At 70.4% G+C, this 15,135-nt stretch carries 13 protein-coding genes; 4 read left to right on the forward strand and 9 right to left on the reverse strand.

Annotated features, from left to right (window positions below; all coding sequences use genetic code 11):
- Positions 1–21: 21 nt before the first annotated feature.
- A complete protein-coding gene (locus tag ACQPZ4_RS32475; RefSeq protein ID WP_433043978.1) occupies positions 22–927 on the reverse strand; it encodes a hypothetical protein in 906 nt (301 codons plus the stop codon).
- A 201-nt stretch (positions 928–1,128) separates the two neighbouring features.
- On the opposite strand from ACQPZ4_RS32475, the gene ACQPZ4_RS32480 reads away from it, so the two are divergent.
- Entirely contained in the window at positions 1,129–1,734 is a 606-nt protein-coding gene (locus tag ACQPZ4_RS32480; protein WP_433043981.1) for a DUF6518 family protein, read from the forward strand.
- Positions 1,735–1,921: 187 nt separating this feature from the next.
- Here the strand turns inward: ACQPZ4_RS32480 and ACQPZ4_RS32485 are convergent, their stop codons facing one another.
- Complete coding sequence (locus ACQPZ4_RS32485) at positions 1,922–3,376, reverse strand: MFS transporter (protein ID WP_433043984.1); 1,455 nt, start codon at positions 3,374–3,376, stop codon at positions 1,922–1,924.
- Between the two features lie 289 nt (positions 3,377–3,665).
- On the opposite strand from ACQPZ4_RS32485, the gene ACQPZ4_RS32490 reads away from it, so the two are divergent.
- Genes ACQPZ4_RS32490 through ACQPZ4_RS32500 form a run of 3 tightly spaced genes read left to right on the forward strand, consistent with a single transcriptional unit; the run spans position 3,666 to position 7,618 of the window.
- Complete coding sequence (locus ACQPZ4_RS32490) at positions 3,666–5,474, forward strand: discoidin domain-containing protein (protein WP_433043987.1); 1,809 nt, start codon at positions 3,666–3,668, stop codon at positions 5,472–5,474.
- Between the two features lie 45 nt (positions 5,475–5,519).
- On the forward strand, positions 5,520–5,942 hold the full coding sequence (locus ACQPZ4_RS32495) for a MarR family winged helix-turn-helix transcriptional regulator (protein ID WP_433043990.1): 423 nt from the start codon (positions 5,520–5,522) through the stop codon (positions 5,940–5,942).
- Positions 5,939–7,618, forward strand: a complete 1,680-nt coding sequence (locus tag ACQPZ4_RS32500; protein WP_433043993.1) for an MFS transporter — start codon at positions 5,939–5,941, stop codon at positions 7,616–7,618. Before ACQPZ4_RS32495 ends, ACQPZ4_RS32500 begins: the two co-directional genes overlap by 4 nt.
- A gap of 13 nt (positions 7,619–7,631) precedes the next feature.
- Here ACQPZ4_RS32500 and ACQPZ4_RS32505 read toward each other — a convergent pair whose 3' ends face one another.
- The 7 genes from ACQPZ4_RS32505 to ACQPZ4_RS32535 form a co-directional block, all read right to left on the reverse strand.
- Positions 7,632–8,855, reverse strand: a complete 1,224-nt coding sequence (locus tag ACQPZ4_RS32505; protein ID WP_433043996.1) for a DUF4407 domain-containing protein — start codon at positions 8,853–8,855, stop codon at positions 7,632–7,634.
- Positions 8,845–9,939: a hypothetical protein gene (locus tag ACQPZ4_RS32510; protein WP_433043999.1), complete on the reverse strand. Its 1,095-nt coding sequence runs from the start codon at positions 9,937–9,939 to the stop codon at positions 8,845–8,847. The genes ACQPZ4_RS32505 and ACQPZ4_RS32510 overlap by 11 nt, the downstream gene beginning before the upstream one ends.
- A gap of 40 nt (positions 9,940–9,979) precedes the next feature.
- The gene (locus ACQPZ4_RS32515; protein WP_433044001.1) at positions 9,980–11,866 is read right to left on the reverse strand and encodes a hypothetical protein; all 1,887 of its coding nucleotides are present in this window, start codon (positions 11,864–11,866) and stop codon (positions 9,980–9,982) included.
- Positions 11,867–11,900: 34 nt separating this feature from the next.
- A complete protein-coding gene (locus tag ACQPZ4_RS32520; protein ID WP_433044004.1) occupies positions 11,901–12,251 on the reverse strand; it encodes a death domain-containing protein in 351 nt (116 codons plus the stop codon).
- Between the two features lie 118 nt (positions 12,252–12,369).
- Positions 12,370–12,567, reverse strand: a complete 198-nt coding sequence (locus tag ACQPZ4_RS32525) for a ferredoxin (protein ID WP_433044007.1) — start codon at positions 12,565–12,567, stop codon at positions 12,370–12,372.
- Complete coding sequence (locus tag ACQPZ4_RS32530; protein WP_433044010.1) at positions 12,564–13,781, reverse strand: cytochrome P450; 1,218 nt, start codon at positions 13,779–13,781, stop codon at positions 12,564–12,566. The genes ACQPZ4_RS32525 and ACQPZ4_RS32530 overlap by 4 nt, the downstream gene beginning before the upstream one ends.
- A 54-nt stretch (positions 13,782–13,835) precedes the next feature.
- Complete coding sequence (locus ACQPZ4_RS32535; protein WP_433044013.1) at positions 13,836–15,122, reverse strand: hypothetical protein; 1,287 nt, start codon at positions 15,120–15,122, stop codon at positions 13,836–13,838.
- Positions 15,123–15,135: the final 13 nt, after the last annotated feature.

Here is a 15,135-nt window from a genome sequence, read left to right on the forward strand (position 1 = left end):
CTGCGCGTCGCTCCGTACCGCTCATGCATCCCTCACGATCGGCGTCAGGTCGTAGTCGGCCGTCGCCCCGATCGGCGCGCCCTGGGCGAAGAACGTGCGCAGCGCCTCGGGCAGCTGGCGGATCATCGTCTGCAGCCCGGCGGGCAGGAGCATCAGCCGCCGGTACGCCCGCATCGCCGCCACCACCCGCACCTCCTGCGTCGCCCGCGGCACCTGCAGGATCACGATCATCTGAGGCGGGTTCTCGGCGAAGAACTCGGCCCCGTCGAGCCGCCAGAACACCTTCTCCAGCCCCTCGGCGGTGTGGTTCACCTTCGCCTTGGCCATCCGGAACCGGACCGGCACGATGTCGAGGCGCACCGCGGCCCCGATCTGCGCCGCGGCCGCCCCGCCGGCGCTCCCGCCCGGCAGCGGCAGCTCCCCGGTGCGCACCGAGAAGTGCCCGTCCGCGCCCACCCCGACGTTCAGCTCGACCCCGGCCGCGACCAGGGTGTCGAAGCGCCGGTTGGGCAGGATGTCGAAGGCCTTGGGCCGGTTGCGCGGATCGGCCTCGCCGGGACTGAACTCGACCCGGAACTCCAGCCGCGTGAAGCCCCACCCCTTGCGCGGAAACAGCAGCGCGGGCAGCCGCACCCACCAGAACGTGAATCCCTCGTCGAGCGCGGCCCGCCACGCCGCGGAGGTCTTGTCGGCCCCGGGAAGATCCAGAATTGGTACGGGCAATACGTCGGGAAACGCGGCGAATGCGACCTTGTCCTCGGCCATCTCGCGCAGCAGATCGCCGAATTGCCCGTCCTTCGGATCGGTCCCGCGCTCCACGTCACCCAGGTGCCCGGTGAGCGCGTCGACCCGCCGGGCCGCGTCCCGCAGCAGCGTGGCGCGCTCCTCGGTCGGCTCCGCGCTGAACTGGAACTCTCCCCCCACCATGATTCACCAATCAGATCGAGATCCAGATTTGCGATATCCGAGAGGCCGGCTTCGGCAAGATCTGGATATTCTCGCACGCCAATCAAGATCGCGATCAAAATACGTCGGCTATCGGTCGCGCAAATGGCGCGGAAAAGGCAGCGCCCGGAGATTCCGGACGGCGGCTGCGGCGGATTGCCGGCGGCTGGCAGGATCCCGGCCGTGAAGCCAGCCCTCTTGTGCGCCGCCGGCGGGGTCGTCCTCGGCGTGTTGTCGCTGCTGCTCAACACCGTGCTGCCGGGGGACTCCAGCCGCCTGGTGAACTCGGGGGCGGTGTGGGCGGTCGGCGCGTTCGCGGCCGGCGCGGTGCTGCGCACGGGGCGGTGGCGGCTCTGGATCGCCGGCACCGCGGTCCTGGTCGGCGCGGTGGCCGGGTACTACGGCGGGCTCGTCGTGTTCGAGCACCGCCACGTCGGCCCGGACGTGCTCGCCGGGCCGGTCGGATGGTCGGTCGTGGGGCTGGCGGCCGGGCCGGTCTTCGCGACCGCCGGGTCCTGGTGGCGCGACGAGCGGCGGGGGCGGCGGGTCGTCGCCCTGTGCGTGCTCGGCGGCGTGTTCCTGGCCGAGGCCGCCTACCTCGCCGTGAGCGACCGGCCGGCCGGCGAGGCCGCGCTCGTGGCCGCGCTCGGCGTGGCCGTCCCGCTCGCGCTGGGCCGCGGCGCCGCGGAGCGCGCGCTGGCCGTGGTCGCCCTGGTGCCCGCGACCGCCGTCGGGCTGCTGGGCTACCTGGCCCTGGACTCCCTGCTCGACGTCGCCTTCACGCGCTGAGCACACGAAGACGCCGCCCTCCACGCCCTGAGCACACCAAGACGCCGCCTCCACGCGCTGAGCACACGAAGACGTCGCCTTCACGCGCTGAGCACGCGAAGACGCCGCCCTCCACGCGCTGAGCACACGAAGAGCGGCGCCCGGGAAGTCCCGGACGCCGCCCTCGAAAAGCTACTCCTCGAAAAAGTTACTCCTCGATGCGCTTGCCGCCGACGGAGACCGCGGTCAGCGGCGTGGCCACGTGTTCGAGGGACTTGCCCTCCGCGTCCACGCCCAGGACTATCTCGACCACGCCGCCGATGAGCATGACGGCGGCGCCGACGAGGTAGCCGATGAAGAGCTTGCCCGGGTCCGTGCCCTCGCCGATGAGCCAGCCGTAGAAGATCGGGCCGATGGCGCCGAAGCACTGGGCGATGGCGAAGAACACCGCGATCGCCTGGGCCCGGATCTCCAGCGGGAAGATCTCCGAGACGGTCAGGTAGGCCGCGCTCGCGCCCGCCGAGGCGAAGAAGAAGATGACGCACCAGGCGAGCGTCTGGGTGAACGCGTTGAGGATGCCGGCGTCGAACATCCAGGCCGAGATGGCCAGCAGCACGGCCGAGAGGATGTAGGTGCCGGCGATCATCTTGCGCCGGCCGACGGTGTCGAAGAGGTGGCCGAGCAGCAGCGGTCCGGCCAGGTTGCCGACGGCGAAGGCGATCAGGTAGATCGGGGTCTTCTCGGCGTCGACGTGGTAGAACTTCGACAGCACCAGCGTGTAGGTGAAGAAGATCGCGTTGTACAGGAACGACTGCGTGATCATCAGGCTGGCCGACAGCGTCGATCTGGCCGGCAGCCGGGTGAACAACACCTTGATCAGCGCGAGATAGCCGTGGCCCGAGGCGGGCTTGACCTCGATCGCGTGGTTCTCGTCGACCGGGGCCAGGGTCTGGCCGGAGCGCTCGACGTCGTCCTCGATCTGGCGGATTGCCGCCTCGGCCTCCTGTTCGCGGCCGTGCATGATGAGCCAGCGCGGGCTCTCCGGCAGGTGCCGCCGCAGGTTCCAGATCAGCAGACCGATGATCGGGCCGATGAGGAAGCCCAGCCGCCAGGAGATGTTCAGCGAGATGTGGTTGAGCAGCACGTACGTCCCGAGCGTGCCGATGATCGCGCCGCCCCAGTAGGTGCCGTTCACGCCGATGTCGACGCGCCCGCGGTACTTCGCGGGCATCATCTCGTCGATGGCGGAGTTGATCGCGGCGTACTCGCCGCCGATGCCGGCTCCGGCGATGAATCTCGTCAGGTACAGGAAGACCAGCCCGGTGACGTCGTTGCCCCAGGTCAGGGCGGTGAGCGCGTTGCCGGCCAGGTACACCCCGAGGGTGACGATGAAGAGGTTCTTGCGGCCGAGGGCGTCGGACAGGCGGCCGAAGAACAGCGCGCCGAAGACCTCGCCGAGCAGGTAGACGGTGGCGATCGCGCCGACCTGCGTGCTGGAGAGCCCGAGGGTCTCCTGTTTGTTGAGCACCGCTCCGACGGCACTGGCGATCGTGATCTCGAGGCCGTCGAGCACCCAGGCGGTTCCGAGCGCGAGCACCATGCGGGTGTGGAACGGCGCCCACGTCAGGCGGTCGATCCGGGCGGGGATCAGACTTCGGATCACCCCGCCGGTCGGGGCCGATGCGGATTGCGTGTCAGCCAACGTGCACCTCCCAGGCGCCAGTGGACACGAGCACGTGCCCATCTGTGACAGCACGTGCCCGAAGCGTCAGACATCAAAACCCGCCACTTGACGGATTCGGCCGGATGGATGAGGCTGGCATCGAGAGAGCGCTCTCTCATCACCCGCCTGCGACCCCGCCCGCCAGCGCCGGTCCACCGCCTGAACCGGCGCGCCTACCGCGGCGCGGCGGCGGTCAAGGACGCCCCATCCACGTCAGGGAGCAGCCTTGATGTCCGAAACGACCAGACCCTCGGCCCCGGCGCCACTCGACCGGCGGCCAAGCAAGCACCGGCGCGGGCTCCTCGTGAGCGCGCTCTCCGTCGCGGTGCTCCTCGCGGGCTACGCGGCCGTCACGATCGGCTCCGCGAACGCCGCCAGCACGCTGCTGTCGCAGGGCAAGACCACCACCGCGTCGTCGACCGAGAACGCCGGCACGCCCGCCTCGGCCGCCACCGACGGCAACACCGCCACCCGCTGGTCCAGCGCGTTCAGCGACCCCCAGTGGCTTCAGGTCGACCTGGGCCAGAGCGCCACGATCGACCAGGTGGTGCTGAACTGGGAGGCGGCGTACGCCAAGTCCTTCCAGATCCAGACCTCCGCCAACGGTTCCACCTGGACGAACATCTACAGCACGACGACCGGCACCGGCGGCGTGCAGACGCTCGCGGTCTCCGGCACCGGCCGGTACGTGCGGATGAACGGCACGGCCCGCGGTACGGCCTACGGCTACTCGCTCTTCGAGTTCCAGGTCTTCGGCACGATCGGCGGCGGGTCCTGCGGCACGTCGAACTACGCCCAGGGCAAGCCCGCGAGCGCGTCCTCGACGGAGAACGCCGCCAGCCCGGCCTCGGCCGCGTTCGACGGCAACACGAACACCCGCTGGTCCAGCGCGTTCAGCGACCCGCAGTGGCTCCAGGTCGACCTCGGCGCCACGGCGACCATCTGCGGCATCGACCTGAACTGGGAGGCGGCGTACGGCAAGTCGTTCTCCATCCAGACGTCGGCCAACGGCACCGCCTGGACCAGCATCTACAACACCACCACCGGCACGGGCGGGGTCCAGCACCTCACCGTCTCCGGCTCCGGGCGGTACGTGCGGATGTACGGCACGGCCCGCGGCACCGCGTACGGCTACTCGCTCTTCGAGTTCGGCGTGCGGGTCTCGGCCGCCTCGCCGCCCCCGCCGACCAGCAACCCGCCGAGCAGCCCGCCGCCGCCGGACCAGTTCTGGGGCGACACCAGCGGCATCCCGGCCGCGCAGAACGTCGTCATGGTGAAGGTGCTCAACCGCACCAACGGGCGGTACCCGGACAGCCAGGTCTACTGGAGCTTCAACGGGCAGACCCACTCGATCGCCGAGCAGCCCTACCTGGACATGCCGGCCAACAGCGCGGGCCGGATGTACTTCTACGTCGGCCAGCCCAACGGGCAGTACTTCGACTTCATCGAGTTCACCGTGGGCGCCAACGTGTTCAACGGCAACACCACGCGGGTCGACGCGTTCGGCCTGAAGATCGCGATGCGCCTGCACGCCAAGGACGGCTACGACGTGCAGGTCGGCGAGGACTACCAGACGTTCACCGAGACCCGCGAGGCCACCTTCGCGAAGTTCATCGCCGAGGTGCCGCAGCAGTTCAAGGTGCTCGCCCAGTCGCAGGCGCCGTACCGGATCATCGCGCCGGGCAGCGACCCGACGTTCCGCTCCGGCGGCGCGAACCAGAACTACTTCACGGCGTACGCCCAGCAGTTCGGCATCAACGCGCCGACCTCGGACATCTTCGGCTGCGCCGGGGTGCTCGCCAACGACCCGGGCAACTGCGCCGCGCTCAACCGGCACGTGCGCGAGCGGCCGCAGTCGGACTGGTCGACGCCGAGCCTGTACTACCTGGCCGCGCCGGCGAACTACTACGCGAAGTTCTGGCACGACCACGCCATCAACAAGCTCGCGTACGGCTTCCCGTACGACGACTACGCCGGCCAGTCGTCGTTCGTGTCGCACGGCAACCCGCAGTATCTCCTGGTGGCCGTCGGCTTCTAGAGCCCCGATTTCGTCAACCTAGCTTTATCAGGCTATCTTTACTACATGGAGATCGACAGTACCGCCGCCGCGCTGCAGATCGCGGTCGGGCGGCTGGTCCGGCGCCTCCGGCAGACGCATGTCCCTGGTGACTTGACGCTGTCGGAGGCGTCGGTCCTGTCGCGGCTGGACCGCGGCGGACCCACCTCCCCCGGGGAGCTCGCGACCGACGAGCGGGTCAAGCCGCAGGCCATGGGGGCCACGCTGCAGACGATGGAGCAGCGCGGCCTCGTCAGCCGCGCACCCGACCCGCACGACGGGCGCCGGGTGCTCATGACGATCACCGGCGAGGGCCGCCGGCTGCTCACCGACCGCCGCACGCTGAAGACCCAGGCGCTGGCCGAGGCGATCGGCCACCTGAGCGCCGACGAGCAGCGGGCCCTCGTCGAGGCCGCCCGGCTGCTGGACAAGCTGGCGGAGGAGCTGTGACCGCCACCCTGCAGGAGACGAAGCCCGACCGGTACAAGTGGATCGCGCTGTCGAACACCACGCTCGGCATGCTCATGGCCACCATCGACGGCTCGATCGTCATCATCTCGCTGCCCGCCATCTTCCGCGGCATCGGCCTCGATCCCCTGGCGCCCGGCAACATCGGCTACCTGCTGTGGATGATCATGGGCTACCTGCTCGTGTCGGCCGTGCTGGTGGTGGCCCTCGGGCGCCTGGGCGACATGTTCGGCAGAGTCAGGATGTACAACCTCGGCTTCCTGATCTTCGCGATCGCCTCGGTCGCGCTCTCCTTCGACCCGTTCCGCGCCGGGGGCGGAGCGATGTGGCTGATCTGCTGGCGGATCGTGCAGGCGTTCGGCGGCGCCATGCTCACGGCCAACTCGGCCGCCATCCTCACCGACGCGTTCCCGGCCCGCCAGCGCGGCATGGCGCTGGGCATCAACCAGATCACCGCGCTGGCCGGGCAGTTTCTCGGCCTGCTGCTGGGCGGGGTGCTCGCCGCGATCGACTGGCGGGCGGTGTTCTGGGTCAGCGTCCCGGTCGGCGTCGTGGGCACCATCTGGTCCTACCGCAGCCTGCGCGAGACCGGCGAGCGGCACCGGTCCCCGGTCGACTGGCTCGGCAACGTCACGTTCGCCGCGGGCACGCTGCTGATCCTCGCCTCGATGACGTACGGCATCCAGCCCTACGGCGGCCACCCGACCGGCTGGACCAGCCCGAAGGTCCTCGGCGGCATCGGCCTCGGCGTGCTGCTGCTCATCGGCTTCGTCATCGTCGAGTCGCGCATCGCGCACCCGATGTTCCAACTCGGCCTGTTCAAGGTCCGCGCCTTCGCCGCCGGCAACCTGGCCGCCCTGCTGGTCTCCATCGCCCGCGGCGGCATGCAGTTCATGCTCATCATCTGGCTGCAGGGCATCTGGCTGCCGCTGCACGGCTACAAGTTCGAGGACACCCCGCTGTGGGCGGGCATCTTCATGCTCCCGCTGACCGCCGGCTTCCTCATCGCCGGCCCGCTTTCCGGGTACCTCTCCGACCGCTTCGGCGCCCGCCTCTTCTCCACCACGGGCCTGATCCTGGTCGCGGCCGCCTTCCTGGGCCTGCTGCTGATCCCGATCGACTTCCCCTACCCGCTCTTCGCCACCCTGCTGGTGATCAGCGGCCTGGGCCAGGGCATGTTCTCCGCCCCGAACACCTCGGCCATCATGAGCAGCGTCCCGGCCAACCAGCGCGGCGTCGCGTCGGGCATGCGCGCCACGTTCCAGAACGCCGGCACCTCCCTGTCGATCGGCGTGTTCTTCTCACTGATGGTGGTCGGCCTGGCCCGCGCGCTGCCGGAAACCCTGACGACCGGCCTCTCCGCCCAGGGTGTACCGCACGATGTGGCCGCCTCGGTCGCCTCGCTGCCCCCGGTGAGCACCCTGTTCGCGGCGTTCCTGGGCAGCAACCCGGTCGAGCACCTGCTGGCGCCCTTCGGCGTGCTGCCGACCCTGCCGCCGGCCAACGCGACCACGCTGACCGGCCACGAGTTCTTCCCGAACCTCATCGCCCAGCCGTTCCACGACGGCCTGGTCGTCGTCTTCGGCGCGGCCACCCTCATGACGGTGCTGGCCGCGATCGCCTCCGCATCCCGTGGCCGCCACGTGCGCCAGACCTGAAAACGCGCCTCCGCTACGACGACCGCACGCTGACCTGCGGCTTGCTCGATGCCGCCAGCCGGTCGGCAAGCGCTTCGATCTGCTCGTTCAGATCGGCCTCGTGCTGAGCCCGAGCCATCCGGTCCTTCTCCTCCAGCTGCTCATGGTCCCGGCGCTCGCGATACTCCCGGTCCGCGATCTCAACCTGTGTCCGTGCCAGCTCGCGCCGTTCACGCTGGGACTCGCGCAGTTCCTGCAGCCTGGCCGCGAGCTGCAGCTGCCGGCGGTGCAACCTGTCGTAGGTGGTCACGCCTTCCAGGAGCTTGGTCAGCACCGGCAGGGCGTAGAGCAGGATCAACAGCGACCGCAGCAACCACTGCATCGTCAGGACGAACGGACTCGCGCCGGCCAGCCGACCGAGGGCCGCCTCCTCCTCCAGCACGCCGATCCGTGGTCGGGACGCTCGGCGGTCGTCCAGCCGTTCCCGAATCTCGATCGAGATGCGGTCGGCGTAGCTGGCGGCCTCGGCGACTCGCTTCGCATCCAGGTCGGCGAGGATCTTGTTCTGGGCCGTGAGCTGGTCACGCATCTGTGCCACGTCCGGGTCGGTCTGGCTCATCCCCGCGACCTGTCGTTGGATCGCGTCTCGCTGCGCCGCCGCGGCTCGCACTGATTCCTGCAGTACCGGCAGGCTCGTGGCCACCGGCAGGTAGTAGGAGCCGCACTGGGCATCCTTGTTGAGACTGCCGTCGATCGGGTTGCACGCCCGCAGACGAGCGACGTATGTCTCGTCCTGCGCCTCCCGCTGCAGCGCGACCTCCGCATGCAGACTCGGTTGGAACACCCACAACAGCAACGGTTCGGCGACGACCCAGCCGAGCAGCAAGGACAGCAGCAACTGGGGCAGGAGCCCGGTCGACCGGGCCGCCGGAACCCTGCCGCGGGCCGCGCTGCTCATCCAGCTCTGGAAGCTCAGGATGACCAGGCCGAAGAGCATCGCACCCGGGACCGCGATCAGGGCACCGCTGAGTTCGCTGAGCACCACGTACATCGACAGCGCCGCCAGCAGACCCGCGTTCAACACGATGGCGCCTTGGCGGGTGTAGCGGGGCCTCTCCTCCGGGACCCAGTCGAGGATTCGCTCGTCCACACCGGTGAGGCGACGCAACCACAAACCCGGGCCCCGATCCGCCTTCACCGGCCGGTACGGCTCCGGCGGCTCGGCAGGCTCCGAAGTGATGAGCTCGTCAGTCGTCATCTTCCTCCCTCACCACCACGTCGGCCGCCGTCCCCCCGTCGGCTCGGGCATGCGCCGCTGCGGCCTCGGCTGCGAGCAGCGTCCCCGGACTCGTGAGCACTTCCGACATCAAGAGCTTCGGATCGATGTCGACGAAGTCCAGGTGTCCGCGCGCGGCGAGTTGCTTGATGATCTCGACCCGAGTGGTCATGACGTGCCGTTCGTCATCCCGCCGCCGCTCATCGAGCATCTGCCGTTCCTGTCGCTCGGCTCGGCTCAGCTGCACCTCCCGACGCTGACGCAACCGCTCCAGGTCCAGGAGTTGTTCGGCCAACGCCGTCGCGGGGAGCTGACCGGCGGTGTAAGCCATGAGGAGCACCCGCAACGGATCGTCGCCCACGGTCTCCCGGTCCCGCTCGAACTCCTGCCGTTCGAAGCGGTGCCGGGCCTCCGCGAGCGACAGTTCGTGCATGGCCCGCTGGCGCTCGTACTCCAACTCCGTGTTCTCCGACCGCCGCTGGAGCTGTTCGTCCACCTCTTGGCGCTCGGCGAGCAGTTGGAGGTCGCGAAGCTGTTCTCGGCGCCGCTGTTCGAAGTCGGCCAGTTCGAGCGGGACGAGCACCTCGACGCCGGCCACCGACAGGCTCATGCCGTCGACTGCCGGGGGCTTGATCGTCGTGTACGCCATGATCTGCGCGTTGATCCTCCGGCCGGCCTCGTGTACCTCCGCCAACCGGTGCTGCCGCCCGTGCTCGTAGATCCGATGGTGGCTGCGCAGGTAGGTCCGCAGCACTTCCGTCAGGTCGGTGAGCCCACCGCGCACGACGGCCACCGGGTCGACCACCGTGGCGAGAAACGTGACGCGCACCGTGAACTCGCCGCTGTCCGCCGATGCGACGGCCAGGTCGACCGGGACCGGACTCATCCGGCGCATGTCCACGACGGCGACCTGCCGGGCGTCCACGACCACGGGATCGGACGGATGCAGGCCGCTGTTGTCGAGGATGTACTGCCCGGCGGATCGGTAGACCAGCACATGGTGCGCCGCGACGGATGGCAGTTCGTCGACTTCCCGGCGAGGCGTCCGGTACCACCGCGTCCGCATCGGGACGCCCAACGCCCGCTGTTCGACGATCGGGTACGCACTACTCATCGGGACTCTCCAGAATCCTGGTTGCCGGGGAGGAGGAAGGGTCGTGCGCGGTCCGGCCGGACGACGACCTCGTCGCGTAGACCGATTCAAGAAGGTCGACCCGGACCGGCGCTGTGTCGGCGCCTGGATATCGCAACGCGGCAAGCGCGGCGTCCAAGGCCTCCATGCCCCGCCGCCGGAAGCGCGAGTTGGCCACGAGCCCACTCCAGAGATCGGCAACCCGCTCCAGCCGGTCCGGCCGACGGCGCAGCAGGGTGACGACGGCAGGCTCGCCACCCCCGGCCGTTGTCACGGTGAGGACGCGGTGCACCGCATGCAGAGTCAGGTCGGTGAGCCGTTGTTGATCACCGGGGCGGTTGTACCGGCCGAGCGTGTCGATGAGCAGCTTGAGCACGAACGCCGTGCTGGCGTCGTGGGCGATGAGGTTGGCGAAGTGCATGGCGATCGCCTCGCAGCCCTCTTCACCGATCCCCGGGGTCCGGGTCGTCAGCGCCCACAGGCCCGCCGCGGCGTCGGCCGGATAGCGGATTCCCAGCGGGCCGGCGAGAGCGACTGCCGCTGTCTGCTGCCGGCGCCGGTTCTCCGCGCGCGTCCAGTGCCCCACGATCTCGAGCGCATACGGTGCGAGCGCATCGTCATAGCTCATGAGCCCGAGGGTGTGCGCGGCCGCGTACTGAGCGACGGGCCGGTCGTCGGCCGCCGACCACGGATCGAGATACGACACCTCGACCTCTCGCCCCTCGACCTTCATCAACAGCACGAGTCCGGCGGCAACCTGGCGCACGATCTCGTTGCGGTCCCTGTCACCATGGGTCGGATCGCTGTCGATGGCCCGGTCGAGCCAGTCCCTGATGGCATTCCAGTCGGAAACCGACAGGCGGTCCCACAGGTGCCGCAACACCAGCCCGCGATATCTCGGACGCTGGAATATCATCCGACCGCTGACCGGACCGCCGCCAACCCTTTCCAGCGTGGCCAGCGCGTGCCCGGTCGACAGCGCGTGCACGGTCGGCGAAGGTTCGTCAGAACTGTCGCGGGTGAGTCGCCGAAGCTCGGCCAGCGCCGTCTCGAACGTGCGCCGATCCGCGCCGTGCAGGAACGCGATGACCACCATGGCCAGCATGTCCGGCATGGAAGCGTTGCCGAGCCAGGCCGACACCGCAGCCGACTCCGCTCGTCTGACGTCTCGCAGTGCGGCCTCGAATGTCTCGCCGGCGGCGAGACGTTGTGCCACCCTGGTCAGGTCGGTCATGCTGCAGTCGTCGGGCACTGCCTGGAGAACCCGGTCAACGAGGTCATCGGCCGCCGCCGGACCCAGCTTGGCTCGAACCGCCCGCGAAAGGTCCGGACGACCCCACGGCACATGGAAGATCGCCTCCCGGGCTGCCTGCGAAGTCTCCTCCGGCACCAGCGTCACCACGAGGTAGGCCCGGGCTGCGGCGAGCCGTTGCCGAAGCTCGCGCCACGCGACGTCGCTGCCCTGCCCGTCACGCGCGGCGACCCGATTGACGATGACGTAGCCATGGCCCGGCGTGAATCGCCGCGTCGCCAGCTCGCTCGTCGAGATCACCGGCGACAGGGCGAACAGGTCACCGTCGGTTGTGGTGCTGAGCAGTCGGATTGCCCCCGCACGCTTGCCGATTCCCGCGGGTCCCTCGAGCGTGATGACGTGCTCGTGAGCCAGCCGGGCCGCCGCTTCGCGCAGTTGGGGCGGGGAGATGTAGGCCGACAGCGCCGCCGCGATCTCGTCCCGGCTCAGCCGCCCCTGGCCGGTGGCTCCGCGTTCGCTCGCCACCAGTCCGGACACACCCATCGTCGCATGATCGGCGTAGACGGGGCCGTTGAAGTTCAGGATGCTGGTGACGCCGCTCGATGTCATCGGGTTCTCGCGGCCAGGCGGAGGCTCGCGACCACTAGCTCGCGCCCGCGGCGTCGAACAGTGCGACGAGGTCCAATCGCTGGATTCCGGCCAGGGCTTCCCGCAGGCGTCCGAGTTCCCCGCGCTGCTCGACCCAGTCCCAGATCTCGTGCGGTTCGCGACCGCGCTCGAATCGCTTTCGCTGTGCGGTCGGTATGCCGAGCCAGTCGGCCAGATCGGGCCAGTCGGCCGTCAAGCGCGAACAGACCGCGACCCGCAGCGGAGGTTGCTGAGCTTCCGAGGAGGGATCGGCCCGCTCTCGATCAGGACGGTTGTTGAAGACAACACCGAAGGTGCCGTTCGGCGCGTATACGGGTCCTTGGAACTCGTATCTGACCTCGTCCATCGAAAGTATTGTCAGACCGGCGGAGGGTTCCCGCCTCGGCGGTGTCGGCAGTCCTTCCCACGAGACGGGGGACCCTTTCCGGCTGACAACGGTGGCACCATCCGGCGCAAATACCGTCTCACTCCTCGTCGACGGACAGGGCGCCGGACGGGCAGCCGAGCACGGCCGCGCGGACGGCGTCCTCCAGCGAAGGCGGCGGCTCGGCCAGCACCAGCTCGACCACGCCGTCGGACTCGCGCTGGTCGAACACGTCGGGCACGTTGAGCACGCACATGCCCGACGCGACGCAGACCTCGGTGTCGGCGCGGACCTTCACCAGGTCACCGGGACCTCGTCCACCGCCCCGGTGAGCCGGTTCGCGTGGACCTCGATGGCGTCGACCGGCACGGCCAGGCGCAGCGTCGGGAAGCGGCGCAGCAGCGCCGGGAACACCGTGCGCAGCTCCGTGCGGGCCAGGTTCGCCCCGATGCAGACGTGCGCGCCGTGACCGAAGGCCAGGTGCACGTTGGGCTTGCGGTCCACGTCGAACGCGTCCGGCTCGGCGAAGACGGTGTCGTCGCGGTTGGCCGCGTTGCTGGAGATGATGACGGCGTCGCCGCGGGCGATGGTGACGCCGCCGACCTCGACGTCGTCGTGGGCGTACCGCAGCAGCCCCAGCCCGCCCGGCGCGGTGATGCGCAGGATCTCCTCGACCGTCGCCGCGACCTCCGCCTCCGGGTCGGCCAGGAACCGGTCGCGGCGGGCGAGGTCGGCGAGCAGCAGCAGCGTGCCGAGGTCGATGCGGGTCGACGTGGTCTCGTGGCCGGCGAAGATGAGCCCGGCGGCCAGGCGGGCCACCTCGTCGTCGCTCAGCGTGGGGTCCGTCGTCTGCGCGGTGACGAGGTCGGAGATGACGTCCGGCGTGGGGTCCCGCCGCTTCCGCTCGGCCAGCCCCGCCGTGTACTGCCGGAACTCCAGCATCGCCGCCTGCGCGTCGGCCCCGCCGTCGATGCGGCCGACCCGCTCGGACAGATTGCGGAACCGGGCGCGGTCCTCGTACGGGACCCCGAGCAGCTCGCAGATGACGAGCACGGGCAGCGGGAACGACAGGTACTCGCGCAGGTTCACCGGCGCATCGGGTTCGGCGTCGCGCGCGGCCTGCATGTCGTCGAGGCAGCGCGCGGTCAGCTCCTCGATGCGCGTGCCGAGCCGGCGCATCCGGGCGGCCGAGAAGGCCGGCGCGAGCAGGCGGCGCATCCGGGTGTGCTCGCGCTCCTCGGTGTTGAAGTCGCCGGTCGGCCCGTCCTGCAGCGCGGCGTGGGTAATGCGGGACGCGCGCTCCGGGTGCGGATGGGAGCGGCCGAAGCGCTTGTCCCCGAAGATCTGGCGGGCCTCGGCGTACGCGGTGACGAGCCAGGCCGGATCGCCCGCGGGCGTGGTCACCGGGGTGATCGGCGCCTCCCGCCGCAGCACGTCGTAGAGGGGGGCGATCTCGAGGATGTTGGGCCGGTCGAAGGGCAGCCGCGGAGCCGCCTCCGTCACAGCGGTCATGGGGTGACCTCCCGAGCAGTCATCGAGCTAGATCGATGGCGACACTACCACGGGTCACGGCTGCCTGGACCGAACGTAGTCGAGCGAACGGCCGCCCGGCAACCGCACCTCCGGGTCGAGACCCGCCGCCAGCAGATCCGCCACGGTCTCCGCCTCGCCGAACCGGATCCGCTCGTCGAGTTCCTCGCGGAACCCCCGCAGCGGCTCCGGCAGGCCTGATGCCCCGGTCCGCCAGCGATACACCACCCCGGCGCAGCCCGGCGGGATCGGGCCGCCGAGCGCGTGCAGGGCCAGCTCCCGCTCGATCTCCGCGCCGGGGTGCGGCACGGCGAGGGTACCGTCGCGGGCCGCCACCTCATGCCGCTCGCCGCCGCAGTCGACCACGGCCGGGCCCGGGAGGCGCAGGGCGCGCGGGCCGGTGGCGGGCTCGTGCGGTACCAGAGCAGCAGCGACCAGGGGGTGGAGGTCCTCGGCGCCGGCCCGGCCCGCCGTCAGGTCGACCCAGTCGGGCGGGCGGTCCTGCAGCATCACCGGCAGCCGCGGCACGCCCTGCAGCCACGGCGAGCCGAGCGGCTCGCCCCGCAGCCGCGGCCGGTCGGTGTCCAGGCGGTCGAGCACCGGGCGGACCGGCTCGGCGCGCTCGACGGTCAGCCAGACCGCGGTGTGGCCGCGGGCCAGGGCCCAGTCCCGGGCGGTCGCGGCGAGGGTCGGCAGGGCCGGCGTGAACTCGCCGAGGTTCCACCGCAGAAAGGGCTCGAACAGGTGCTCCTGCCGGCCCTCGGTCCACTGGTGGGTGCGCAGGTCGACCTCGAAGCCGCCGGCCGTCCACGCCTCGGCCAGGTGACCGGCCGCGAGCAGCGCGTAGACGTGCTCCGCGTGCGGTCCGCGCCCGCCGCAACGCGTGATCAGGTCGCCCGCGTGCCGCACGTCCCAATACTGCGGCGCGTCGGCGAGCGAGGCGCCCGGCGCGAACTCACCCTCTTTGGCCAGGAAGAGCCTGCTCCGGTACGGCGGGACGCTGCGAATCCCCAGCCCGACCGCCCGCCGCCCGTCCGGGCCGAGCCAGACCGGCAGCGTCAGCTCGTCGCCGCGGCCGCGCAGCCCATGGCTGGTGTAGTTGAGCCGCTGGTGGTGGCGCATGCGGATGGCGTGCCAGCGCAGCAGGTCCGGCGCGAAGTAGGGCAGGCCGGCCGGCGGCAGGTCGGACTCCGTCACCTCGACCGCGATCCCGGCCGCCGCGCAGGCCCCGGCCCAGTCGCCGGCCAGCCGCAGCCGCTCCGCCCGGTCGATCTGCCCGCGGGTCAGCCCGTAGCGCGGAACCACCTGCCAGTACTCGGCCACGGTTCGACGGTAC

It is taken from the genome of Dactylosporangium sp. CS-033363, assembly GCF_050942475.1.
Lineage (GTDB): Bacteria > Actinomycetota > Actinomycetes > Mycobacteriales > Micromonosporaceae > Dactylosporangium.

What these genes read in the sequence shown, in the direction of transcription:
- ACQPZ4_RS32510 (WP_433043999.1), bottom strand. Translation starts at nt 9,939, where the DNA reads ATGCGGACGCGGTGGTACCGGACGCCTCGCCGGGAAGTCGACGAACTG.
- ACQPZ4_RS32530 (WP_433044010.1), bottom strand. Translation starts at nt 13,781, where the DNA reads ATGACCGCTGTGACGGAGGCGGCTCCGCGGCTGCCCTTCGACCGGCCC.
- ACQPZ4_RS32475 (WP_433043978.1), bottom strand. Translation starts at nt 927, where the DNA reads ATGGTGGGGGGAGAGTTCCAGTTCAGCGCGGAGCCGACCGAGGAGCGC.
- ACQPZ4_RS32515 (WP_433044001.1), bottom strand. Translation starts at nt 11,866, where the DNA reads ATGACATCGAGCGGCGTCACCAGCATCCTGAACTTCAACGGCCCCGTC.
- ACQPZ4_RS32490 (WP_433043987.1), top strand. Translation starts at nt 3,666, where the DNA reads ATGTCCGAAACGACCAGACCCTCGGCCCCGGCGCCACTCGACCGGCGG.
- ACQPZ4_RS32520 (WP_433044004.1), bottom strand. Translation starts at nt 12,251, where the DNA reads ATGGACGAGGTCAGATACGAGTTCCAAGGACCCGTATACGCGCCGAAC.
- ACQPZ4_RS32495 (WP_433043990.1), top strand. Translation starts at nt 5,520, where the DNA reads ATGGAGATCGACAGTACCGCCGCCGCGCTGCAGATCGCGGTCGGGCGG.
- ACQPZ4_RS32505 (WP_433043996.1), bottom strand. Translation starts at nt 8,855, where the DNA reads ATGACGACTGACGAGCTCATCACTTCGGAGCCTGCCGAGCCGCCGGAG.